Raw genomic sequence first — 22361 nt, 5'->3', positions numbered from 1 at the left:
CCCGTAATATCTTCCTCTATATGAATATTATCAACAGGCTTCCCATGAACAAATTGTAAAAAATGCTCGGTCAAATTCTCATTTAATGGAGACATTATATGGGATTACTACATTGAAAGTATTAGGTCTTATCAGACATCGTTCACAACAATGGTTAAATCTCAATATAGAAGCAAGCAACTCTCAAATTCGTCTTAATAAGTTTGATATGATTTTTGCTGAAGTCAATGCGTTAATCGTTACTTTAGAACAAATTACTGTTCTTGGATTGGCGACTAATCAAGTGATTAATGAGAGTATGACCGTAGGAATGTTTGTAGCATTTAATGCATATCGGGGATTATTTGCAGATAGGACAGCGAATCTAATTAACATTGCTCTGCAATTCAGAATGTTGTCGTTACATAACGAGCGTATTTCCGATATTGCTTTATCTAAAACAGAAGAGCAAAAAGAATCACGTCGTATTGTGGAGCCAGAAAAGGCATCATCTTTGGAGGTCAAGAATTTAACTTTCCGATATGATGAATATGGTAAGCCAATTATTAATAATCTCAATCTTTATTTCGAACCTGGTGAGAGTGTTGCTATTGTTGGTCCTTCTGGCATTGGCAAAACGACATTGATGAAATTAATGGCAGGATTAATAGAACCCGCTCACGGTGAGATTCTTTTTAATAATATCAATATCATGGATATTGGACTAAATAATTATCGTAAGCATATTGCCTGTGTTTTACAGGAGGATAAACTTTTTTCTGGTAGTATTTCCGAAAATATTTCTGGTTTCGATGATAATAGAGACGAAATATGGGTTGAGAAATGTGCCATATTGAGCAATATCCATCAAGATATTCTTAAATTACCTATGAAGTATGAAACAATGTTAAGTGAGTTAGGTGGGAGTTTGTCCGGTGGACAGAAACAGCGTTTATTGATTGCCAGGGCCCTTTATCGTCGCCCAAATATTTTATTTATGGATGAAGCGACTAGTCACTTAGATATTGATAATGAAGCTTCTATTAATGCTGAGATTTCAGCTTTATCAATAACTCGGATAATTATTGCACACCGTCCGTCGACCATTGCCTGTGCAGATCGGGTGATAACTTTGTCTAATGTGGAATCATAATATTGAGTAATAGTATGTTTAACATTCAGATATTAATCATGAGGCTTTTATGAATATTGCAATTTCAGCTTTATTCCACTGGATATAAAGTAAATGGCACCAGAAGAGGGCCATCTATTATTGTCATCCTTAAACCACCTCTTGGGGAGGTGGTGGTTATTTCAACAGTCAAATATCATCTGGAAAAAGTTTTAAGCTTCATCAGAAAATTCATTGACATAGAGTGTTAACTCAATTCCTGGTTTTATATCTGTTGTTTTTATGCCATCGTTCCAGTTCATTAAATCCTTAATGTTGATACCGTGACGTTTAGCAATACTGGCAATTGAATCGCCTTGGCGTACACGGTAAATAATGGCATTGTCACTATTTACCCTTAATATTTGTCCAATTTTCAACAATCTGGCAGTTTTCAGATTATTCATGTGTTGTAATTCGCGGATGGAAATATTAAACCGCTTTGCAATAGCGGATAATGTATCGCCTGAACGAACTTTATATTGGCTTTGTTTGCTCAATCTGCGGTTGTTTTTAGCAACTTCCTGACGAATATTGCTTAGAATTGTTTTATTTGCCAGCGAGTTTTTAAACTGATCAACTTTCGCCTTTGGCAGCATAATGTAATGTGGACCGTTAGGCGATGTCACTCCTCGCTTATAGCCAGGGTTATAGGCTTTAATCGAAGTTAGAGACATACCCGCCAGTTCTGCGGCTTGAGACAGCGTGATTTGTTGACCGACATCAACTTGAGCAAGCGCTCGCTGGTTATTGGATTTTGGCAGCGTAATGCCATATTTATCGCTGTTGCGGATGACATCACTGAGCGCCAGAACTTTAGGCACATAGAGCGTAGTCTCCCGTGGTAGTGATAATGACCAGAAATCAGTCGGCTTACCTTTTATCTGGTTTTCTTTTATTGCGCGCATAACACGGCCTTCGCCGCTGTTATAAGCAGCAATAGTCAATAACCAGTCGCCATTGAACATTTTATTCAGGCGTTGTAACAGATTCAGGGCAGCAGTTGTTGATGCGGCAACATCTCGGCGTGCATCGTACCATTTATCCTGAGTAAGGCCGTAATTGCGACCCGTATCCGGGACAATTTGCCACAGCCCGGCCGCCTTAGCGCGTGAGGTAGCGTGCGGGTTAAAAGCACTCTCCACTATGGGTACCAGTACCAGTTCCATCGGCATGTCGCGTTGCTTGATCTGCCTGACTATCCAGTACATATACGGTTCAGCCCGTAAAGTTACATCGTGGAGATAGCTCTTGTTTTTTAGGTAATAATTTCGTTGTTCACGAACCCTGTAATTATCAGGGATTTTCATCTTCAACTCATCACGGATGTATCCCCACAGCTCACGCTGAGCGCCAGAATCACCCTCTCCCCAGTAAGCAGCAAGCTGATTGATATCATCAATTGCTGCTATCTTGCCTGTCTTTAGACTCGTTGAAGACGAATTCTGTACCCGTTGTCCGGCTGTCGTCGACCAATCAGGCCCGGATTGACAGCCAACCAGCAAGACAGATGCGAACAGAATCGCTTTTGTCTTCATAATTAATTTTTATGGTTGCTTAAAAGACGACCAATAATACTTATCTTGGCTTGATATAGCAACTCTCTAAATCAGAATTGATCTTTTTGTCTTCTTAGTTGACGGAAAACGGCGGAAAGCGGTTGAGCGTTGGGGATCATTCCAATATTCCTTTGTAAATCAATATCATCACATTTTAAGAAAACATTAATTTTTTTCTCGGTTTGTAATGTGGTTGGTACTGTTGGTTGATTGTTTTCCCTCATTTGGGTTACTTTTTGCTGATATTCGCTGATAGTATGATTGGGCAAAATAGCATGAGCAAATTTCATATTAGAAACGGTATATTCATGGGCGCAACAGATCAGTGTGTCATCGGGCAGTTCAGCTATTTTGCTTAGAGATGAGTACATCTGTTCAGCGGTTCCTTCAAACAGGCGCCCGCAACCACCAGAGAATAAAGTATCCCCACAAAAGAGGTAAGGCGCTTGATAAAAAGCAATATGTCCCAGAGTATGGCCTGGAACGTCGATGATCTGGAAACAAAAATGACCGAAATGGATGCTATCGCCGCCACATACTATCATCGTCGCACCTTTGCTCTGGGTTTCTTTTGGGCCGTATACTGGTAGCTCAGGGAATCGATCAATAATTCCAGGAACGCCGCCAACATGATCGTGATGATGATGGGTAAGTAAAATTGCATCGGGTATCCAGCCGCGGGATTTTAAGGTATCAAGAACGGGTTGTGATTCTGTCGGATCAACGATGACAACATGTCTATTTTCGTCACAAAGTAACCAAATGTAATTATCCGAAAGGGCAGGAATGCTGATAAGCTCCATTGTATACCTCTTATTAACAGCGGGTTATAAGGAAAAGAAGCCATGAAATCTGCACATACAATACAGAACATAAATCCCCCGGCTTCTTGGGCTGATTTACCTTGGGGGGAATATTACCGTGCCGCTTTGGAGCGCCAATTACAACCCTGGTGGCCGAAAATATTTGGTTTTCATCTGTTGAAAGTCGGTAATTTGAGCGCTGAAATTGACAGCAATGAGTGCCCGATTTTTAATCAGATTAATGTGGGTAAGGAAGGCAAGAATATGCATGTGATTACTGATCCTTACCATTTACCGTTTGAAGAAAAGTCCGTTGATGCTTGTTTGTTAAGTCATATGCTGGCTTACAGCGCTGATCCCCATCGTCTTTTGCGGGAAGTTGACCGGGTGATGATTGATGATGGTTGGCTCATTATCAGTGGTTTTAATTCATTGAGTCTGCTTGGTTTGGGAAAATTAGTACCGGGATTATGGCGTCATCAACCCTATTGCAGCCGGATGTTTTCTCTGATGCGCCAACTTGATTGGTTGAGTTTGCTTAATTATGAAGTGGTGTACCGTGACAGTTTTCAAATATTGCCTTGGCGAAATGAAACGGGTTTTGTTAATCGGCACTTGTCTGTATTAGGTTGTGTCAGTTTGATTATTGCCCGCAAACGTACACTGCCATTAACATTAAACCAGATAAAAGTGACGTTATTAAAACCTAAATTGGGCAGTGCCGTTGGCGTAACAAAATGTTACCGAAAGCGCAGTTAATCTCTATTTTCGAGATATCCAGCGTCGGTTTCTGTTGGTGAGTTTGCTGCGGTACGGGCCAATTCATCACAACGTTCATTTTCATCATGTCCGGCATGGCCTTTGACCCATTGCCAATCAATGTCATGGCGGTTAATGGCTTGCTCAAGCCGTTGCCATAAATCGACATTACTGACAGGAGATTTGTCTGCTTTACGCCAGCCGCGTTTTTTCCAGTTATGAATCCACTGTGTAATGCCTTGACGTACATACTGACTGTCGGTGGTCAAGACAATTTTGCAAGGGCGAGTTAGCGTTTCTAAGCCAATAATTGCCGCCATGAGCTCCATTCTGTTGTTTGTTGTACGATAAAAACCTTCGCTAAGGGTTTTTTCATGTTGTTGATAACGTAATAACACACCGTAACCTCCTGGCCCCGGATTGCCGAGACAAGATCCATCGGTGAAAATTTCTACCTGCTTGCTCATATCTGGTAGACTCTTCTTATTCAATTCAAAACCCTAAGTCTGACATAAAAAGGCATTATGAGCACGGCAATTACACGACAAGTTGTTCTTGATACCGAAACTACCGGTATGAATAAATTAGGTGTTCACTATGAAGGGCACAAAATTATTGAAATTGGGGCTGTGGAGGTTATTAACCGTCGTTTAACTGGGCGCCATTTTCATGTTTATATTCAGCCGGATAGATTGGTCGATCCGGAAGCATTTGAAGTGCATGGGATCAGTGATGAATTTTTGCAGGATAAACCGCTGTTTGCTGATATTGCAGATGAGTTTATTGAATTTATTCGCGGCGCTGAATTGATCATACATAACGCTCCCTTCGATATCGGCTTTATCGATTATGAGTTTGGCAAGTTGAATCGTGATATTTCGCCAACTGCGGATTTCTGCAAGATTACTGATAGCTTACAACTTGCGAGAGGGTTATTTCCGGGGAAAAGAAATAACCTTGATGCGTTGTGTGATCGTTATGATATAGACAACTCTAAACGAACTTTACATGGGGCGTTACTTGATGCCGAGATATTGGCTGATGTCTATTTGATAATGACAGGCGGTCAGACTTCTCTTACTTTTTCAATGGAAGGGGAAATTGCTGGCGGTGCGAATGTTTCTGAAATACAGCGTATTACCCGGCCTCAAACGGCATTAAAAGTTGTTTATGCAACGGATGAAGAACTCGCCGCTCACGAATCCAGATTGGATTTAGTTGAGAAGAAAGGCGGGAGCTGTTTATGGCGTATAAGTTCTGAACAGAGTTAACATAAAATTGTGGATAAATCACCTTTTGGGGTGAAAAGTTGATCAAACACGTCACTTTGTTATAAAAGATATTGACGGAATGATCTTGGATTCGTAATATTCACCTCGTTCTTAACCAGAACACTGCGCGGTGCGGTAGTTCAGTCGGTTAGAATACCGGCCTGTCACGCCGGGGGTCGCGGGTTCGAGTCCCGTCCGCACCGCCAAAGATTCCGAAGCCCTGGGTAGTTACCCAGGGCTTTTTGTTTGTTGTTTGTACTTATATCATGTAGTAATCTCTCGATAGACAATATAAATGATAATGAAATTGCATTGAAATAAGACATAGAGATACTACCAGCTTTCTATACTACTTGTTTCCTCAACCCTTATTAGAAATTTATTTTCTTTGCCAGGTCTATAGCGTGATGGCCAAATATCCGATGGATGTAAACCTAATTCAGTGGCGATTAATGCTTCTCCCTTTGGCCACGGACGATGTAATGCATTACTCAGCGTCGATGATGCTAAGCCAGCTTTGCGAGAAACCGCTGAAAGATTTGTGCCTTGTTTTCTCAGTGCTGCAATAATATCTGCCGGATGCCAGTCTTGAATATCCATAAATAATCTCCAAGTTTTAATTGTGAGAAAAACATTGATAATAGATAGATTATCAATGTTTTGCTGTTTGGTAGTAATTAGGTGCAGATTATCGATCAAGGTTAATTGAATTGGCTATCGGAGAGAATACTGAATAATATTATCGATTGTTTTATAACAGAGTATTCCCTATATATTGGAGGTGTTTTTTATGAATGTAAAGAGCATTATTATTATCCACGAAAAATATTCTTATCTTAATAGCTTAAATAATTAATAGTTTCTTATGATCATTTTTTTGCTATTTTTTTAGACAATTTATTAACGGTGATGAATATTACATTTACATAAATGCAGAGAAACTCCTTATCTTTTGCAAGCCACGACTCTAGGATTTTATTTCATATATCATCTAGTTTAGTCTTAGTATAACTAGTTTAATAAGTTCATATTTGGATTTTATAATATTGTTTCCTTTATAATAACTTTGATATAAATATCAGATTTATAAATACGGGAATAAAAATCTCTCTGGTATATAAAGGTGAAAATTATTTATACGACAATACTCCTCAAATTGAGAATCAGAGTTCACTTTTAGTTTCTGATATGTTTTTTCTATCTGGTCTTTGACCGATTGATAAGGAATATTAAGTCTCTCACTGATTTCCTTTCTGCTATGTTTCGTCAGAAATAGGAAAATAATTTCCCACTCTTGTTGGGATAATTGTTCTGAGGGAGAGCAAAACATAATGGAAGGCGGCAATTTTCCATTGAAAAACGCCTTTAAAGCCGATGCTTCCGCTTTCCGTCCATGGAAAATAATACCAATACATTCATTATCTTCATTATAAAATGGGAATTTCTCGAAGAAATAGGAGCAAAGACGTCGTTCTTTGCCAAATCGATGTGTTTCTAACGAGCATATACTTTTTTCTAAACGCATGACTGTTCTGTCATGCCGTTGGAATTGCTCTTCAAAGATGGCTCCTTCCCAGGGTAATTCACAATCGAAACGTCCTTCGATGTTCAAATCAAGCGGGATATCTTGTAGCATAACCATTGCGGTATTCTCATAAATAAAGCGAGTGCTTTTATCTTTAATACCCCAGGGATCATGGCTATGTTTTATGGTGTTTATTATCTGAGCTGATATATTATTCGTTGTTTTCATCTGTTTTATTTACCACATTATATAAACATTTTACTTCCGGGTTTTAAAAATCTCTCAGGAACATAGAGATCAAAATCATTAAGGCGGCAATATTCATCCAATTGCTGACCAGAATTAATACCAATTTTCTTGTATATCCGTAACATGTGCGTTTCTACCGTGCGATAAGAAATATTCAGTATTCGCCCGATCTGTTTACTGGTGTATCTCTGTAAAAATAGAAAAATGACATCCCATTCCCGTTGGGTAAATAGCTCAGAAGGAGGCTGGAACATAATAGAAGCAGGGAGCTTACCATAAAAAAAGCGCGTCAGAGAATAGGCTTCGGCTTTCCAGGCATGGAAAATGACACCGACACATTGATTATCTTCATTGTAAAATGGAAACTTTTCGAAGAAGTAGGAAGAAAGTAATTTTTCTCTACCATATAAATGGGTTTCTAATGAGCATATTCTTTGTTCTGCTTGCATTACTGCTCTGTCATGGATCTGAAATTGTTCTGCAAAAGCGGCGCCTTCCCAAGGCAGATCATTGTCTAGACGCCCTTCTACATTAAAACCACGGGGAAGATCGCGCAACATAGCCATTGCCTTGTTTTCATAGACAAAACGGGAATGTAGATCTTTTATGCCCCAGGGTTCATGGCTGGTTTCCATTAAATTAATAATTTGAGGCGATACAGTTAATTTTTTATAGCTCACAACATAATTCCTATTGTTATTGGAAAAATATCTGGGTTTTAGATTTGAATTAATGGGAATTTATAACTCTTGGCTGCCAATAGCGACGAACCTTTCTGGAATATATAGATCAAACTTATTTGCTTTACAGAAATCTTCTAATTCTATATGCAGCGGTAGATTAAATTTTTGGTAAATTGACTGAATATGATTCATGGCATCTTCTGTACTTATCATTAATTCTTCGCTGATACTTTCTTCGTCCAGTGAGCGAAGAGCTAAAAAGAGAACTTCCCATTCAGTTTGAGTCAGCATGTCATTAGGAGGTGTAAATTCCAAAGCTGTTGGAGATATTTTTTCATGATAGTAAGCAATAGAAAAATTTTGAGCTTTGGACATATGAAAAGTAATGCCGATGCAGTTCCCATTTTCATCACAAAGTGGGTATTTACTACAGCGATAGGTTTGCTGGATTTTATTTTCACCAAATTGATGAGTCTCAAGTGAAGTGACTGTTTTCATGGTTTGCATCACTTTTTGATCTTGACGACAATATTCTTCCGTATATTCTGCAATAGGTGAGGGCAGTTCCCCTGTTGAAAGCCCTATAATCTCGAAATCTTCGGGCAGATTAAGCAGTTGGTAAAAAGCAGGATTTGCATATATAAACCTTGATTGGCGATCTTTTGCGCCCCAAGGTTCATTACTTTTTTCCCACATGTAAATTAATTGTGGAGTGATATTATTTGGTTGGTTTTTGATATTTGACATGGAAATGCCCTAGTTGTTAATTAAGTAGTCATCTGCGTGTCTATTTTATATGTTCTATTTAAAATAACCTGATTATATAATGGATTGCAATAATTAATTCGCCAAAAAATAATATTTTTTTATGTTATCTATGTCTGTTAATTAAATTGCTTATTATTTTGGGTAAAAATATCATCATATAGGAAAATATAACTATAAGTATTATTTTGTTTTGAATTGTTTATTAGTTTATTGATATTGAAATAACATTGGCTTTTGATTGATGTTTTTTCTCTGTATTCACTATTGATAAATCAAATTATTAAGAGATTATTATCATATAATTAGGAGCAATATAAATAATCAATTTAGTGGCTGAAAATGCTCATAAATTGAGAATATGTCTCTGTTTAATGGGTTATTTTATCGCTTGATTTGTAACTAATATACCCAATGGATTTCAAGATGCATCGCGACGGCAAGGGAGAGAATCTCCTGGAGCATATAGAACAGTAAGGTAAATCAAAGAATTGCCGTTCAGATGAAATTAAGATAGTTTTCTGGCATTTGGCGTTAAAGATTGCGGTTTGTACGCTGTGCTGAGAAAATTATCCCCCTAAATGTTTTTATCCCACTTGGAGTAGAAAATGACCACTCGTAAAACCCTTGCTAATGCTATTCGCTTCCTGAGCATGGATGCTGTGCAGAAAGCAAAATCAGGGCACCCTGGCGCGCCTATGGGAATGGCTGATATCGCCGAAGTTTTATGGCGTGATTATTTGAATCATAACCCAACTGATCCACATTGGGTCGATCGTGACCGTTTTGTATTGTCTAACGGTCATGGTTCTATGCTGATTTATAGCCTGTTGCATCTCACCGGTTATGGCGTTTCAGTTGATGATCTGAAAAATTTCCGTCAGTTACACTCTAAAACCCCAGGCCATCCTGAGTATGGTTATACTCCAGGCGTAGAAACGACGACAGGCCCTTTAGGGCAGGGGATTGCCAACGCAGTAGGTTTCGCGATTGCTGAACGTACTTTGGCCGCGCAATTTAACCGTCCTGGTCATGAGATCGTTGACCATAATACTTATGTCTTTATGGGGGATGGCTGCATGATGGAGGGCATTTCTCATGAAGTTTGCTCTCTGGCGGGTACTTTAAAGCTAGGCAAGTTGGTTGCTTTCTATGATGACAATGGCATTTCCATTGATGGTCATGTTGAAGGCTGGTTTACCGATGATACTGCAAGCCGTTTTGAGGCTTATGGCTGGCATGTGATTCGCGGCGTTGATGGTCATAATGCGGATTCGATCAAAGCTGCTATTGAAGAAGCGCGTAAAGTTGCGGATAAACCTTCTCTGCTAATGTGCAAAACGATTATCGGTTTTGGCGCGCCGACCAAAGCGGGTACCCATGATTCTCATGGCGCGCCATTGGGTGATGGGGAAATCGCTGCGACTCGCGAGGCGCTGGGTTGGAATTATCCGGCATTTGAAATTCCAGCGGACATCTATTCTGTGTGGGATGCAAAAGAAGCTGGCAATGCGAAACAATCCGCTTGGAATGAAAAATTCGCTGCCTATGAAAAAGCGTATCCTGAATTAGCTGCTGAATTCAAACGTCGTACCGGTGGCGAGTTACCGGCAAACTGGGAAGCTGAATCAAAAGCATTTATCGAACAGTTGCAAAAAAATCCGGCCAATATTGCCAGCCGTAAAGCCTCCCAGAATGCTTTGGAAGCTTTTGGTAAAGTGTTGCCTGAATTTATGGGGGGTTCTGCTGATTTGGCGCCAAGTAACCTCACGATGTGGTCAGGTTCTAAGCCATTGAACGAAGATCAGGCCGGTAACTACATCCATTACGGCGTTCGTGAGTTTGGCATGTCAGCCATTATGAACGGTATCGCTCTGCATGGTGGTTTTGTGCCTTATGGCGCAACTTTCCTGATGTTCGTTGAATATGCCCGTAACGCAGTGCGTATGGCGGCATTAATGAAGATTCGCAGCATCTTTGTTTACACCCATGACTCAATCGGTTTGGGTGAAGATGGTCCGACTCATCAGCCAGTAGAACAGCTTGCCAGTTTGCGTGTGACGCCAAATCTGAGCACATGGCGCCCATGTGACCAGGTGGAATCTGCGGTGGCGTGGAAATATGCAATCGAACGTAAAGCAGGCCCATCAGCGCTGATTTTCTCTCGCCAGAATCTGGCACAGCAAGAACGTACTGCTGAGCAGTTGGCTAATATTGAGAAAGGGGCTTACATCCTGAAAGATTGTGAAGGGCAGCCAGAACTGATTCTGATCGCAACCGGTTCAGAAATTGAGTTAGCGGTAAGCGCTTACCACCAATTGACTGAGGAAGGTCGTCAGGTGCGCGTAGTCTCCATGCCGTCTACTGATGCTTTTGATAAGCAAGATGCTGCATACCGGGAAACAGTTCTGCCTGCTGCGGTTTCTGCACGTGTTGCAATCGAAGCGAGTATTGCCGATTACTGGTTTAAATATGTCGGTATGAATGGCGCTATCGTTGGTATGGAAACATTTGGTGAATCAGCGCCTGCTGATCAACTGTTTAAAGCGTTTGGTTTCACTGTAGAGAATGTGGTCGCTAAGGCTAAAGCTCTGCTGAAATAATGAGTCAATTCATAAATGAGCGCACCTGAGGCAAACATTGAGCGGGTGCGCTCTTTTTCTGCACGATATCGTTATCGAACAGGGATCGTGACAGCTTTCTTCGGCTTATGCCACGCAAATTCCAGGGACGGCGACTTTTTGGAATACGTGAGGCGAACCGACAATCCCATCAGGATACTTGGCGAGTTTTTCCTTGAATTCAGGATTCGTGAACGCAGCGCGAAAATGCTCCAGACTCTCCCAAACGGCATAGTTCATGAATGTGCCGCTGCCAGCGATTCCGCGATGTAATTGTGCGGAAATCAGGCCTACCTTAGACCGGAAATATTCTGCATCTTCCTTCCAAGTCTCTATCAGGGTGTCAGCCATTGAGGGATCAACATGAAATATGTTCACCAGCACGATGGAGCCATCGGTGTTTGAAAATAATTGTTCCCGCAGGGTTACGTGGGTGTCCATTTCTTCTAGTTTGACCATTTCTATCTCCTGAAAATTATTTGCTTATATTTATGTTTGTATTGCTACTGCGCCGAGGCGAGCCGCGCGATTTACGCGGCTTTTAACGGCAATATGTCAACGTAGAGACAATGTCAACGTAAAAACAAATGCGTTCCACCAATTTACATGCTGTTTCCACGTTAACTATTTGGTAGTTCTTTGTCAGTTTTAACAAACGAATCCGTAGCGCTATGTCGTGCTATTTGGCACTGGTGACTCTTCCAGCTTCGTCTCCAAGCTGATTAAGGTATTCAATGTCACTTTTAGCTCGTTAGGATCAGAGGATTCCACCAGTGCTCCGACCCAGTCAGCTTCCAGCGATATCGCCGCATCAAAAGTACGCCAACCAAGCTCGGTCAGTTGATAGAGTGGTGAGCGTTCATGCCGAGGATTAGTGATGGTTTTCACCATCCCTGAGCTCAGCCCGAGATTCAATTGCTTTTGCACTCCTTGGCGAGTGATCCCCATTGCGGCGGCAATCTGAGGCGCGGTAAGTGGGTGTGGCGCGTGCGCAATCGCACCGAGTACTTGCCATCTTGCACTTGTGATCCCCAATGGGGCAACGAGCTGATCCCCTTTGGAGAGCAGTAAGGCATTGAGCCGAAATACCGCCAATGTGATCTCAGTGAATACCTCAAACGCCGAAGTTTTCTCGGTTGACACGATTTACTTCCTTTTCCTTAGCACCTCAAAAAACGACAACCAGTTTCCACTTATTGAAATTGAATGTCAATATTTCAGCAAGTGATATTGATGATCAATGTCGCAGATGTGAGTAAATAACGGTGGGATTGTTTCTTTCTGCTTGCTTACGTTCGACGAATATGAGCAACAGCCTTTAATATCCAACGACTATTGCTATCAATCTCCTTTTCCCGTACTCTCATTATTTATAGCTGAATCGTTTCGTTTTATTATCTAAAGCGGTTTTCTGTACGCGATTTTGATAATTTTGTGATAAGCAATCAGTACATCGGTGATTTAGTCAGTTATTCTAAGCGGTTGCGTGGTAATAACTATATTCAGGGAGTAACATGACAATCAAGGTAGCAATAAACGGTTTTGGCAGAATAGGGCGTAGTATTTTACGTGCTCTTTATGAATCTGGGCGCCGGGCTGAAATTTCGATTATTGCTGTTAATGAGCTGGCAGATGCTGAAGGAATTGCGCACTTGCTAAAATATGACTCTAGTCATGGTCGTTTTGCCTGGGATGTGCGCCTGAATAATGATTTATTGCAGGTTGGCGATGATAATATTCGTTTGTTTCATCAACCCGATATATCGATGCTGCCTTGGCAAGAATTGGGAATTGATATTGTTCTTGATTGCAGTGGGATTTATGGCAGCAGAGCCGATGGCGAAGCGCATCTTGCCAGTGGCGCCAAAAAAGTGTTGTTTGCTCATCCGGGGGGCAATGATTTAGATGCGACGGTGGTCTATGGCGTGAATCAGCATTTACTGACAGCAGAAGATCGTATTGTGTCCAATGCTTCCTGTACCACTAATTGCATTATTCCCATCATTAAATTATTGGATGATGAATTTGAAATTGAATCGGGTACAGTGACAACCATTCATGCCTCAATGAATGACCAACCAGTCATTGATGCTTATCACAAAGATTTACGGCGTACTCGGGCTGCCAGTCAGTCTATCATTCCGGTGGATACCAAGTTAGCCGCAGGGATAACCCGGATTTTTCCAAAGTTTTGTGACCGCTTTGAAGCTATCTCCGTGCGTGTACCAACGATTAACGTTACGGCTATTGATTTGAGCGTTACGGTAAAATCCTCAGTAACTGTTAAAAAAATCAACGAATTAATGCAAAAATCAGCAGCTACTTCATTTCGTGGTATAGTTGACTATACCGAATTACCGTTAGTCTCAACGGATTTTAACCATGATCCCCACAGCGCGATTGTTGATGGCACACAAACGCGAGTCAGTGGGCAACACCTGATTAAGACATTAGTCTGGTGCGATAATGAGTGGGGATTTGCTAACCGCATGTTAGATACAACGTTAGCAATGGCTGCTACGAGTTTCAAATGATCTGTTGTCGATAGACGGTCCATAATAGATCCGCACACGGCGCAAGATTAAATAATTTAGAGAATCAATGAGAGGATTCACCATGTCTGTAATTAAGATGACCGATCTAGATCTGGCGGGTAAGCGTGTTTTGATCCGCGCTGACCTGAACGTTCCGGTAAAAGATGGCACAGTCACCTCTGATGCGCGTATTCGTGCTTCCTTGCCGACCATTGAAGCAGTATTAAAACAGGGTGCTAAAGTGATGATCACTTCTCACCTTGGCCGCCCTACAGAAGGCGAATACAATGAAGAATTCTCGCTGAAACCAGTAGTAGACTATCTAAAAGAGAAATTATCTTCCCCTGTTCGATTGGAAAAAGAGTATCTGGAAGGGGTAGATGTCGCGGAAGGTGAACTGGTTGTGCTGGAGAACGTTCGCTTTAATAAAGGTGAGAAGAAAGACGACGAAGCCTTGGCTAAAAAATATGCTTCCCTGTGTGATATTTATGTCATGGATGCATTCGGTACTGCTCATCGCGCTCAGGCTTCTACTCACGGCGTGGCTAAGTTTGCTCCTGTTGCTTGTGCCGGTCCTTTGCTGTCCGCAGAATTAGAGGCATTAGGTAAAGCGTTGGGTAATCCGGCTCGCCCAATGGTGGCAATCGTCGGGGGATCTAAAGTTTCAACCAAGCTGACCGTTCTGGATACGCTGTCTAAAATTGCCGACCAACTGATTGTCGGCGGTGGTATCGCGAATACCTTTGTTGCCGCGGAAGGCCACAATGTTGGTCGTTCTCTCTATGAAGATGACTTGATCCCGGAAGCGAAAAAATTGCTGATAAGCTGTGATATTCCGGTGCCGATCGATGTTCGTGTGGCGACAGAATTTTCTGAAACGGCTGAAGCAACGTTGAAATCTACCCGCGATATTAAAGATGATGAGCAGATCCTCGATCTGGGGGATGAATCCGCTCAACGTTTGGCGGATATTCTGAAAAACGCCAAAACGATTCTATGGAATGGCCCGGTTGGCGTATTTGAATTCCCTAATTTCCGTCAAGGAACTGAAATTGTCGCACGCGCCATTGCTGATAGTGATGCTTTCTCTATCGCTGGCGGCGGCGATACGCTGGCAGCGATCGACCTGTTCGGTATTGCTGACAAAATCTCTTATATTTCTACCGGCGGCGGCGCTTTCCTCGAGTTCGTGGAAGGGAAGAAACTGCCTGCGGTTGTGATGTTGGAAGAACGTGCAAAACAGTAATTAAGTCATGACGGGTAGCGGCTGGTTGGTTGGCTACCCGCTCTAAACAGGACCCACGTAACATGTCTAAAATTTTTGATTTCGTAAAACCGGGTGTCATCACTGGTGATGATGTTCAAAAAGTGTTCGCTATAGCCAAAGAAAACAACTTTGCTTTGCCGGCGGTCAACTGTGTAGGTACTGATTCAATCAATGCCGTGTTGGAAACCGCTGCCAAAGTTCGTTCTCCCGTTATTATTCAGTTCTCTAACGGCGGCGCGGCTTTTATTGCCGGTAAAGGTTTGAAAGCTGAAGGTCAACAAGCGGCTATTCTGGGTTCAATTTCTGGTGCTCACCATGTTCATCAGATGGCTGAACATTATGGTGTTCCTGTGATCCTGCATACTGACCACTGTGCGCGTAAATTGTTGCCGTGGATTGACGGCCTGTTAGAGGCAGGTGAAAAGCATTACGCAGCGACGGGTAAACCCTTATTCTCTTCTCACATGATCGATCTGTCAGAAGAGTCTCTGGAAGAGAATATTGAGATTTGCAGCCATTATTTGGCGCGTATGGCAAAAATCGATATGACGCTGGAAATTGAGTTGGGCTGCACTGGCGGGGAAGAAGATGGCGTTGATAACAGCCATATGGATAGCTCTGCGCTGTACACTCAACCGGAAGATGTTGCTTATGCATATGAGAAACTGAATGCTATCAGCCCACGTTTCACTATTGCGGCTTCTTTCGGTAACGTTCATGGTGTTTATAAGCCGGGTAACGTTAAACTGACGCCAAAAATTTTGCGTAACTCTCAAGACTATGTTGCTGAGAAATTCAATCTGCCACATAACAGCCTGGATTTTGTTTTCCACGGCGGTTCTGGTTCTACCGCGGAAGAGATCAAAGAAGCGGTCAGTTATGGCGTTGTTAAAATGAATATCGATACTGACACCCAATGGGCGGCTTGGGAAGGTATTCTCAACTACTACAAAAAGAACGAAGGTTATCTGCAAGGCCAGTTAGGCAATCCAGAAGGCGCAGATAAACCTAATAAGAAATTCTACGATCCACGGGTATGGCTGCGTGCCGGTCAGGTTTCTATGATTGCTCGTCTGGAACAGGCTTTCAAAGAATTGAACGCGGTTGATGTGTTGTAATTAACGAAAGAGTTCCCTCTGAATTTTCATTCAGAGGGAACAGAACGGACATTTATGACACTCCTGTGAGAGACAACACGTGTGATATGCGCTGATCGAGTATGCCGGTGAAAAGAATCAGTCAATGGTGAGATAGACATTCCTTCATGCAGTCTCCATTCATGCCAGCGAACCCATTCAGGCGGGGAATCAAATGGATGCCTGAACATGTTGACCTTTTTTTAAGAATTGGGGCATGGAGCGCCGATTTGACATAATGATTTAAACTCCATTGTTCTATGGCCGGTTCTTACACGAAAATACGTAGATTCAGGGCGGATTCATAGCTACTGCATATCTGTGCATCCCATATTTTCATGGTTTCCAGCAGCGTCATGATGTGAACCAATGTGACGCGAGCTTCTTCCGCGGAGATGGCTGAAATATGCTCCAGCAGCTCATCGGTGATGAGATGATGACCACCTTCCTCATTGATAGCTGAATGGTCGATGATTGGTTTCCAGAATTTTTCAGGAAGATCGAGTGACTGGCAAGTGGTTACGAAGACATCGTTAAATTCTGGATAAGGTTCTTCGAACAAAAATAGCGCGGAGATGAAGCTCAGAAGGTGCTGACGTGCGAATGTGCTGAGAGTGCAGAAAATGGCAAACGTGCTGGAAAGAGGCGTTGCTTTCTTAACCTGCTCTTCCGGGAGCCCCACCGCAGAGAGTGTTTTCAGCATCATAGTTTCATGATCGTGTTCTTCGAGAAAAAGCTGTTTTATTCCCTGAAAAACGGGATCTGGGCATTTATGAGACATCGCCGGGGCAATGATAGACGGCGCGGCTTTGACGATATGATAATATTCGATAGTATAACCAATGAGCTGGGAACGGGTAGCTCGTCCTTCACTCATAGCAGTATAGAGTGCCGAATTACCCAGTTGCGCATGCCATACACGTGAATATCGTTTAAGCTGATTGGCAAATTGTTTGCCTGACAGGGTACCGCTGATGTTTGGATAATGACTTTCTGTCAGAAGATAATGGCTGTCGAGCTGTTCAATAATATCTTCTATTTCGTCAGATAATACTGGATGAGCAGCTTTTAGTTCGGCTTGAGTTTTCCCTCCAGCCTTCAAATCAGAGAGAAAATTGCCGAGTGAATTATCTTTCTTATCGAGAGAAAGCACCATTCCCTGCTGACGGTAGTCAATATAATGTTCTTCTCCGTGGCGGGCGTATTGCACGCCATCTCGAAAACGTGGAGTAATGAAACGTTGGTATGAAGTCTGCATGACGGGCTCCGTTAAATATCTGACAGGCGACGAAGTAGAGGTTTGCTATCGTCTGAGTAATAATTCCAGACAGCACTGTGAAAATCATCGTAAAGCTCAACGAAGAGTTGGGTATTCGTAATCATACTCTTCATCTGGTCGTAACGGACAACAGGGATTTCATGAAAGAATTCACGGGTAAGAATTCCATGTTCGGCTGCAATATTAATATTTGCGTGTGCCTTAATTGGCTTAATAAAGTCAGGCGGAATTTTTCCGCTGCTTTCCATCGCCAAAATATAGCTGTTTACTTTAATATCTTTTCCTTCGAGGATATCCATGATGCTGAAGAAGAACAGCGGATCGTTTGCTGACCAGTAGGCCAGGGCATCACAGAGAGACAGAGTCTCAGGAAGCGGCAGGGTTTCTGCCATGTCTGCTCTTTCAATACCTAGATGATTTAGTGCATTCAGAATAAGTTCATCATATCCGTACTCCTCGCCGTAAAACTTATTCATAATGAGTTTGGCCTTCGTTGAAGGCGGGTAACTCAGAACCGGAGAGTCAAACCAGCTTTCACGGAATAGGAAGTGATAGTTTTCAATTGCCATACCGTAATAAACTTTTTCTGGTACATCCTGTGGGGATTGCATCGTTTGCCAGAATTTATTCTTATAGAGCATAGAATAAAGCAGGTTCGCTTGGAGATCTTCGAGAATCAGTATTGCTTCATCACCGGATACAAATTCTTCACCAGAGTTATTGATATAACCAATCTTATTGTTCACCAGAGCATTCAGAAACTCAGTGGCTTCTTCACCGTGAATTTTTGGGTGCTTTTCCAGGATGTTTTTTAGCGGAGTATTCCCGTCGCAGGAGTTGAGTACCGCATTCCAGTCATTGATATTTCCGGAAAGATTTTCAACGTCGAAGGTTATATATTTATCGCTGAATACGAAATCACTGCCATTTTTTTCCAAATGGCCGAATATAGCGTAGTTATTTTTTTCCATAGTATTCTCTACCAGAAATAAAAACAGCCAGCTTGCGGGCTGACTGTTTAGGAGGGATTACAGGTGAACTGCCATCAGAATTGGCCGATCACTTTTCGGTTTGATAACGACCTTGGCTTTCTGCTTGGCAGCGGGGCTAGGAGTACTATTTGTTTTCTTGTCCATGATTTGCTCCATTATGTTAAAAGATTAATGTTAATGTATTCCACATATGTGAGAATACATAAGAGAAATAACAAATTTATTAATTTGAGGCAATAACTAAAAACCCAAGTATTGATTTAATGAAATCATTTTCGTGTTAAATTTTGTATTGGAAGTTAAATATGGGTTTTTATTCTTTAAAATTTAAATTTTAAAATGTTTGGGTTTATTTATACATGAAATATGATGTAAAAAACAAAACAATATATATAAGAGATTTTTTTATAATTTCATTTATTATAAATAATAATTAATAATAATATGTTAAGTATGTGTTGAATATTAATCACTTGTGTGATCGGGTTACAATATCCTAATTTTAGTAATATTACTTACCTTTTATAGAGACATCAATCGTTGATTGGGAGGATCAGCTTTAATTGTTCTGAACGAAATAAGGACGTTATTTAGATTTTGGTTTTAGGGACAGCCGTATGAATTTAATAATAGCTGATGCATTGAAATATAAAAGTAGGATAAAAAATTTGCGTCTGAGAACAGGCCAAAATGAGTCTGTACATTATTCTGTGTAATTACCCCCTGAATTTGCATTCAAGGGGAATGATACTCAGTAAATGATATTACCTTCTATTTAAAATCCTATTACTAAATTTATGAGGCTCTCCGCATTCCTAAATTCTCAGCGATAGCCGCAGAGCGAACATTAATAGCATCTGTTGATATCCTATTGATCTTCTGTCCTTTCAATGATTTTTTAATTGCTTTCATTGTCAGGAATTTGCCAACGCCTTTGAAATTATATTCTCTATTTATTGCAATAGCGGGTTCTGCTTCTTGCAGTTGCGCTCTTTCTTCATTACTAAGTTGCGTATAGGGATGGGCCAATGCATAGTTGACATGTAATTCTGATTGTTTATTTTTTAAATCATGATAGACCTTCACCTCCATTGCGGCATAAATTTTTCTCTCGCCTGAATAATCATTTTTTTCGCTTTTATCCATTAAAGCAAAGAAATCTGTTTCTGCGTAAAAATCAGGGTGATTGCTTCTATATTTATGCCCTTCTGCATACTCTGATATCGTATCTTTTATGGTTTTTGCCATATAATCGGATATTTCAGATCCCAAAGAAAGATTGGTCTTTGATTTTTCTGAAAGGTATGGATTTTCTTCAAGTCGACTATATATTATTTGACTTTGTTCTATCCCCTTTAACAATTCTTCGTGACCGAGTAAATAACCCGATGGATCGGAATCACCGACCCGAACCACTTTCAATGATTTATTTTTTGTATAATTGCTTTCTTTCTCGTTCCATTTAACAACATGTGAATTTTTGGCTGCCAATTTAAATTTTAATTCATCAAGGAAATTCACCTCTTTGGTATATTTTCCTCTTTCTGGCGCCAATCCATTTTCATCCTGTAAACTGACTGGATTATTTCTTACCATCCGATATAGATTCAGTCCATCAATTGTCCCTGCCGGATCTGCACTTAACCACCTGCCTGACCACGGTTGATAATAGCGGTAACCGTAATAATATAACCCGGTAGCATCCCGCTCTTTGCCTGAATAGCGAATAGTTTTATAGTTAGCTTCTATTTGGCTGCTTGCTGCCCACAGCGCTGTTCCGCCGAATGGATAATACTCTTCCTCACTAATAATCTGCCCTTGATTGTCTAGTTCAAGCTGGCTGGAACCGATCAGATTATCGTAGCTGTAACGTAGCTGATTGTTGTTGATACCTTCTGGTTTACCGCTCTCCCAGTGCAGCACTCGTACCTGTGCGCGACCCGCTTCACCTAATGTGATGACGTGTAACTCTTCTGTTGTTGTGGCGCTGTTCTGGGTTGTGCGTAATTCTAGCCCCGGCAAATAGATTACCCGTTGTTGCTGCGTAGTATTCTGGGTTTGCTGTTCACTCACTTTCAGTTGCCTCATGCCGTTGCTGCCGTAGCGGTACCATTCGTTTCCTGGACCGTTATTGACCTGCTTTAGCTCTCCTCGTGATGTCCAAACCAACGTCTGACCGGGTAATAAACTGGTTTGGTGACCACCGGCATCAAATAACGTATCCACTTGATTGGGATCTGTTGTCAGCGTACTGAGAACGCCTCGGTTGCTGCGATTCGAGATGGTGATAGCGGTGGTGTAGTTATTTTGGGTAGCCGGTGAACTGTGCCGAATTTGTGTCAGATTACCGCTGCGATCATAGCTGTAGCCGCGAGTATAGTTAGTGTAGGTATTGTTGTCGGAAGGTAGTGCAGGGGAGGGCAGTTGGTTATTTTGCTGACCTATATTAGCCATTTCACGCCCGGTGGCGCTAATAAGCTGATACAAGGAATCGTAGGTATAGTTATTTTCCGGGACCACTTTCTGATTGCGCCAAAAGCGGGTAGCTTCCGCATCATTGCGTATATTGATCACATTGCCTACCGGATCATATTGATAGCGTAAATCTTGCAACACTTTAGCGTCTGATGGGCGGCGGGTGGTGATACCAATCAGCCGTTGGGTTTCCGGTTCATAGCTGTATTCGGTGATAACCCCGTTACCGTGCTCTTCGCGTAATTTTTGTCCGGCGGCAGAGTAAGTCAGCGATTTGATAATCACTTGCTCGGCTTGACCTTTGAGTGTCAACCAACAGCCTTTTAACTGCCCGGCTACATCATAGGCCAGCCGCTGGATGTTGCCTTTGGCATCGGTCTGGATAAGTAAAGCCCCGGTGGCATCAGTGCTATTTTGAGTGGTATAGACATCACTGCTCAGTTTTTGCTGCCAGAGGCTTTGGTCTTCTCCTGTCCAGTCGGCATTTTGGTTATCGACGAGCAGTTGTTGAGATTGTGATAGCACAATGCCCGCAAGGGAAAGGCTGTTGAGTTGAGTGAGTCCTGCGGTATCGTAATATCGGACACACTGACCAGCAAGGTTGTAATCTTTTTCTTGCTGCGTATTGCCGGCCCAGATAAGACGCTCGGTGGTTTTCTCTTCTGTCTGCGCCTGTTCGGTAATAGCGAGCAGACGACCGGGTAAGGTGTTATCTTCGTAGCGATGGTTTTGACGGACACCGGCTGCATTGATGGTCAATACCGTGCGACCTTCAATATCATTGAGGGTGATAGTTCGACCAGCATCAACACCTTCTTCACGTAGAACCTGACCAGCAAGATTAAAGACGCGAATGAAATTCGGGCCGCTTTGGTTTTTATTCTTACGAGGATCGGTACTTTTTACCTGAAATCCTTGCATATTGAACTCATAGAGAGTGATTAATTCATCACTGTTTTCATCAACTTGAGTGCGTAGATATTCTAAAGAACGTACATTTAACTTCCTATTATCCAATACATTGATCGATGGTGTTTTTTGGTCAATTGCAGAATGATAACTGCTCATATTTAAACTCCTTAGACGGTGTTAATCTTTAAAATAATTTAAGTTACGGCAACAGCCAAACGACTTTATATCACTAAATAGACAAGGAAAGAGATTTATCGAGATGCTATTAATGCAAACGCGTTGGTAATTTTTGAGATTGTATTGATGGAAATTAAGGTATCAGATAGCGGGTACGATCAGCCAAATATTGGGAAAACAAATGGTTAGCCGATTTGATATGCC

Annotated in this window: 19 protein-coding genes, 1 tRNA gene and 1 pseudogene; 9 read left to right on the top strand and 12 right to left on the bottom strand. The window is 41.7% G+C overall.

Annotated elements, in window-relative coordinates; genetic code table 11:
• Nucleotides 1-40: 40 nt before the first annotated feature.
• Together TI10_RS26800 and TI10_RS10470 are read left to right on the top strand one after the other, a co-directional pair.
• Nucleotides 41-334, top strand: a pseudogene (locus TI10_RS26800) (ABC transporter transmembrane domain-containing protein); the annotation flags it as partial.
• Nucleotides 311-1132, top strand: a complete 822-nt coding sequence (locus TI10_RS10470; protein ID WP_336431693.1) for an ATP-binding cassette domain-containing protein — start codon at nucleotides 311-313, stop codon at nucleotides 1130-1132. The pseudogene TI10_RS26800 and the gene TI10_RS10470, both read left to right, overlap by 24 nt.
• A 191-nt stretch (nucleotides 1133-1323) precedes the next feature.
• Here the strand turns inward: TI10_RS10470 and mltD are convergent, their stop codons facing one another.
• Both mltD and gloB read right to left on the bottom strand, forming a co-directional pair.
• Nucleotides 1324-2688, bottom strand: a complete 1365-nt coding sequence (gene mltD / locus TI10_RS10465) for a murein transglycosylase D (RefSeq protein ID WP_049583241.1) — start codon at nucleotides 2686-2688, stop codon at nucleotides 1324-1326.
• A gap of 71 nt (nucleotides 2689-2759) precedes the next feature.
• Nucleotides 2760-3512 (bottom strand): hydroxyacylglutathione hydrolase, encoded by a 753-nt coding sequence (gloB, locus tag TI10_RS10460; RefSeq protein ID WP_049583240.1) that lies wholly within the window; start codon nucleotides 3510-3512, stop codon nucleotides 2760-2762.
• A 42-nt stretch (nucleotides 3513-3554) separates the two neighbouring features.
• On the opposite strand from gloB, the gene TI10_RS10455 reads away from it, so the two are divergent.
• Nucleotides 3555-4271: a class I SAM-dependent methyltransferase gene (locus tag TI10_RS10455; protein WP_049583239.1), complete on the top strand. Its 717-nt coding sequence runs from the start codon at nucleotides 3555-3557 to the stop codon at nucleotides 4269-4271.
• Here TI10_RS10455 and rnhA read toward each other — a convergent pair.
• The gene (rnhA, locus tag TI10_RS10450) at nucleotides 4268-4738 is read right to left on the bottom strand and encodes a ribonuclease HI (protein WP_049583238.1); all 471 of its coding nucleotides are present in this window, start codon (nucleotides 4736-4738) and stop codon (nucleotides 4268-4270) included. The two genes, TI10_RS10455 and rnhA, sit on opposite strands and share 4 nt — an antisense overlap.
• Before the next feature lie 57 nt (nucleotides 4739-4795).
• Between rnhA and dnaQ the strand changes: the two genes are divergently transcribed.
• Together dnaQ and TI10_RS10440 are read left to right on the top strand one after the other, a co-directional pair.
• Complete coding sequence (dnaQ, locus tag TI10_RS10445; RefSeq protein WP_049583237.1) at nucleotides 4796-5542, top strand: DNA polymerase III subunit epsilon; 747 nt, start codon at nucleotides 4796-4798, stop codon at nucleotides 5540-5542.
• Between the two features lie 129 nt (nucleotides 5543-5671).
• Nucleotides 5672-5748, top strand: a tRNA-Asp gene (locus tag TI10_RS10440).
• 127 nt (nucleotides 5749-5875) lie between these two features.
• On the opposite strand, the gene TI10_RS10435 is transcribed toward TI10_RS10440, so the two are convergent.
• From TI10_RS10435 to TI10_RS10420, 4 genes are all read right to left on the bottom strand, one after another.
• Nucleotides 5876-6142, bottom strand: coding sequence for a helix-turn-helix domain-containing protein (locus tag TI10_RS10435; RefSeq protein WP_049583236.1), 267 nt, complete (start codon nucleotides 6140-6142; stop codon nucleotides 5876-5878).
• A 484-nt stretch (nucleotides 6143-6626) separates the two neighbouring features.
• Complete coding sequence (locus tag TI10_RS10430; protein ID WP_049583235.1) at nucleotides 6627-7295, bottom strand: helix-turn-helix transcriptional regulator; 669 nt, start codon at nucleotides 7293-7295, stop codon at nucleotides 6627-6629.
• Between the two features lie 17 nt (nucleotides 7296-7312).
• A complete protein-coding gene (locus TI10_RS10425; protein ID WP_080985021.1) occupies nucleotides 7313-7996 on the bottom strand; it encodes a helix-turn-helix transcriptional regulator in 684 nt (227 codons plus the stop codon).
• A 60-nt stretch (nucleotides 7997-8056) separates the two neighbouring features.
• Nucleotides 8057-8746 (bottom strand): PAS domain-containing protein, encoded by a 690-nt coding sequence (locus TI10_RS10420; RefSeq protein WP_049583234.1) that lies wholly within the window; start codon nucleotides 8744-8746, stop codon nucleotides 8057-8059.
• 626 nt (nucleotides 8747-9372) lie between these two features.
• Here TI10_RS10420 and tkt point away from each other — a divergent pair.
• On the top strand, nucleotides 9373-11367 hold the full coding sequence (gene tkt / locus TI10_RS10415) for a transketolase (RefSeq protein WP_049583233.1): 1995 nt from the start codon (nucleotides 9373-9375) through the stop codon (nucleotides 11365-11367).
• A 105-nt stretch (nucleotides 11368-11472) separates the two neighbouring features.
• Here the strand turns inward: tkt and TI10_RS10410 are convergent, their stop codons facing one another.
• Nucleotides 11473-11844: an antibiotic biosynthesis monooxygenase family protein gene (locus tag TI10_RS10410; protein ID WP_036808094.1), complete on the bottom strand. Its 372-nt coding sequence runs from the start codon at nucleotides 11842-11844 to the stop codon at nucleotides 11473-11475.
• A gap of 210 nt (nucleotides 11845-12054) precedes the next feature.
• Entirely contained in the window at nucleotides 12055-12528 is a 474-nt protein-coding gene (locus TI10_RS10405) for a MarR family winged helix-turn-helix transcriptional regulator (protein WP_053093440.1), read from the bottom strand.
• A 371-nt stretch (nucleotides 12529-12899) separates the two neighbouring features.
• On the opposite strand from TI10_RS10405, the gene epd reads away from it, so the two are divergent.
• From epd to fbaA, 3 genes are all read left to right on the top strand, one after another.
• Nucleotides 12900-13919 (top strand): erythrose-4-phosphate dehydrogenase, encoded by a 1020-nt coding sequence (epd, locus tag TI10_RS10400; protein ID WP_049583232.1) that lies wholly within the window; start codon nucleotides 12900-12902, stop codon nucleotides 13917-13919.
• A gap of 82 nt (nucleotides 13920-14001) precedes the next feature.
• Entirely contained in the window at nucleotides 14002-15165 is a 1164-nt protein-coding gene (gene pgk, locus TI10_RS10395) for a phosphoglycerate kinase (protein ID WP_049583231.1), read from the top strand.
• Nucleotides 15166-15227: 62 nt separating this feature from the next.
• Entirely contained in the window at nucleotides 15228-16304 is a 1077-nt protein-coding gene (gene fbaA, locus TI10_RS10390; RefSeq protein WP_049583230.1) for a class II fructose-bisphosphate aldolase, read from the top strand.
• 289 nt (nucleotides 16305-16593) lie between these two features.
• On the opposite strand, the gene TI10_RS10385 is transcribed toward fbaA, so the two are convergent.
• From TI10_RS10385 to TI10_RS10375, 3 genes are all read right to left on the bottom strand, one after another.
• On the bottom strand, nucleotides 16594-17580 hold the full coding sequence (locus TI10_RS10385; RefSeq protein WP_049583229.1) for a thiaminase II/PqqC family protein: 987 nt from the start codon (nucleotides 17578-17580) through the stop codon (nucleotides 16594-16596).
• Nucleotides 17581-17591: 11 nt separating this feature from the next.
• A complete protein-coding gene (locus TI10_RS10380) occupies nucleotides 17592-18572 on the bottom strand; it encodes a hypothetical protein (protein WP_049583228.1) in 981 nt (326 codons plus the stop codon).
• Between the two features lie 816 nt (nucleotides 18573-19388).
• Nucleotides 19389-22136 (bottom strand): RHS repeat protein, encoded by a 2748-nt coding sequence (locus TI10_RS10375; RefSeq protein WP_049583227.1) that lies wholly within the window; start codon nucleotides 22134-22136, stop codon nucleotides 19389-19391.
• Nucleotides 22137-22361 lie beyond the last annotated feature (225 nt).

It is taken from the genome of Photorhabdus luminescens subsp. luminescens (assembly GCF_001083805.1).
GTDB classification, from domain to species: domain Bacteria; phylum Pseudomonadota; class Gammaproteobacteria; order Enterobacterales; family Enterobacteriaceae; genus Photorhabdus; species Photorhabdus luminescens.
This window is presented reverse-complemented; position numbering and strand designations above follow the sequence as displayed.

What these genes read in the sequence shown, in the direction of transcription:
- tkt (WP_049583233.1), top strand. Translation starts at nt 9,373, where the DNA reads ATGACCACTCGTAAAACCCTTGCTAATGCTATTCGCTTCCTGAGCATG.
- TI10_RS10385 (WP_049583229.1), bottom strand. Translation starts at nt 17,580, where the DNA reads ATGCAGACTTCATACCAACGTTTCATTACTCCACGTTTTCGAGATGGC.
- TI10_RS10470 (WP_336431693.1), top strand. Translation starts at nt 311, where the DNA reads ATGTTTGTAGCATTTAATGCATATCGGGGATTATTTGCAGATAGGACA.
- TI10_RS10455 (WP_049583239.1), top strand. Translation starts at nt 3,555, where the DNA reads ATGAAATCTGCACATACAATACAGAACATAAATCCCCCGGCTTCTTGG.
- gloB (WP_049583240.1), bottom strand. Translation starts at nt 3,512, where the DNA reads ATGGAGCTTATCAGCATTCCTGCCCTTTCGGATAATTACATTTGGTTA.
- TI10_RS10375 (WP_049583227.1), bottom strand. Translation starts at nt 22,136, where the DNA reads ATGAGCAGTTATCATTCTGCAATTGACCAAAAAACACCATCGATCAAT.
- pgk (WP_049583231.1), top strand. Translation starts at nt 14,002, where the DNA reads ATGTCTGTAATTAAGATGACCGATCTAGATCTGGCGGGTAAGCGTGTT.
- TI10_RS10380 (WP_049583228.1), bottom strand. Translation starts at nt 18,572, where the DNA reads ATGGAAAAAAATAACTACGCTATATTCGGCCATTTGGAAAAAAATGGC.
- TI10_RS10410 (WP_036808094.1), bottom strand. Translation starts at nt 11,844, where the DNA reads ATGGTCAAACTAGAAGAAATGGACACCCACGTAACCCTGCGGGAACAA.
- epd (WP_049583232.1), top strand. Translation starts at nt 12,900, where the DNA reads ATGACAATCAAGGTAGCAATAAACGGTTTTGGCAGAATAGGGCGTAGT.
- TI10_RS10420 (WP_049583234.1), bottom strand. Translation starts at nt 8,746, where the DNA reads ATGTCAAATATCAAAAACCAACCAAATAATATCACTCCACAATTAATT.
- fbaA (WP_049583230.1), top strand. Translation starts at nt 15,228, where the DNA reads ATGTCTAAAATTTTTGATTTCGTAAAACCGGGTGTCATCACTGGTGAT.
- TI10_RS10430 (WP_049583235.1), bottom strand. Translation starts at nt 7,295, where the DNA reads ATGAAAACAACGAATAATATATCAGCTCAGATAATAAACACCATAAAA.
- TI10_RS10435 (WP_049583236.1), bottom strand. Translation starts at nt 6,142, where the DNA reads ATGGATATTCAAGACTGGCATCCGGCAGATATTATTGCAGCACTGAGA.
- rnhA (WP_049583238.1), bottom strand. Translation starts at nt 4,738, where the DNA reads ATGAGCAAGCAGGTAGAAATTTTCACCGATGGATCTTGTCTCGGCAAT.
- dnaQ (WP_049583237.1), top strand. Translation starts at nt 4,796, where the DNA reads ATGAGCACGGCAATTACACGACAAGTTGTTCTTGATACCGAAACTACC.
- mltD (WP_049583241.1), bottom strand. Translation starts at nt 2,688, where the DNA reads ATGAAGACAAAAGCGATTCTGTTCGCATCTGTCTTGCTGGTTGGCTGT.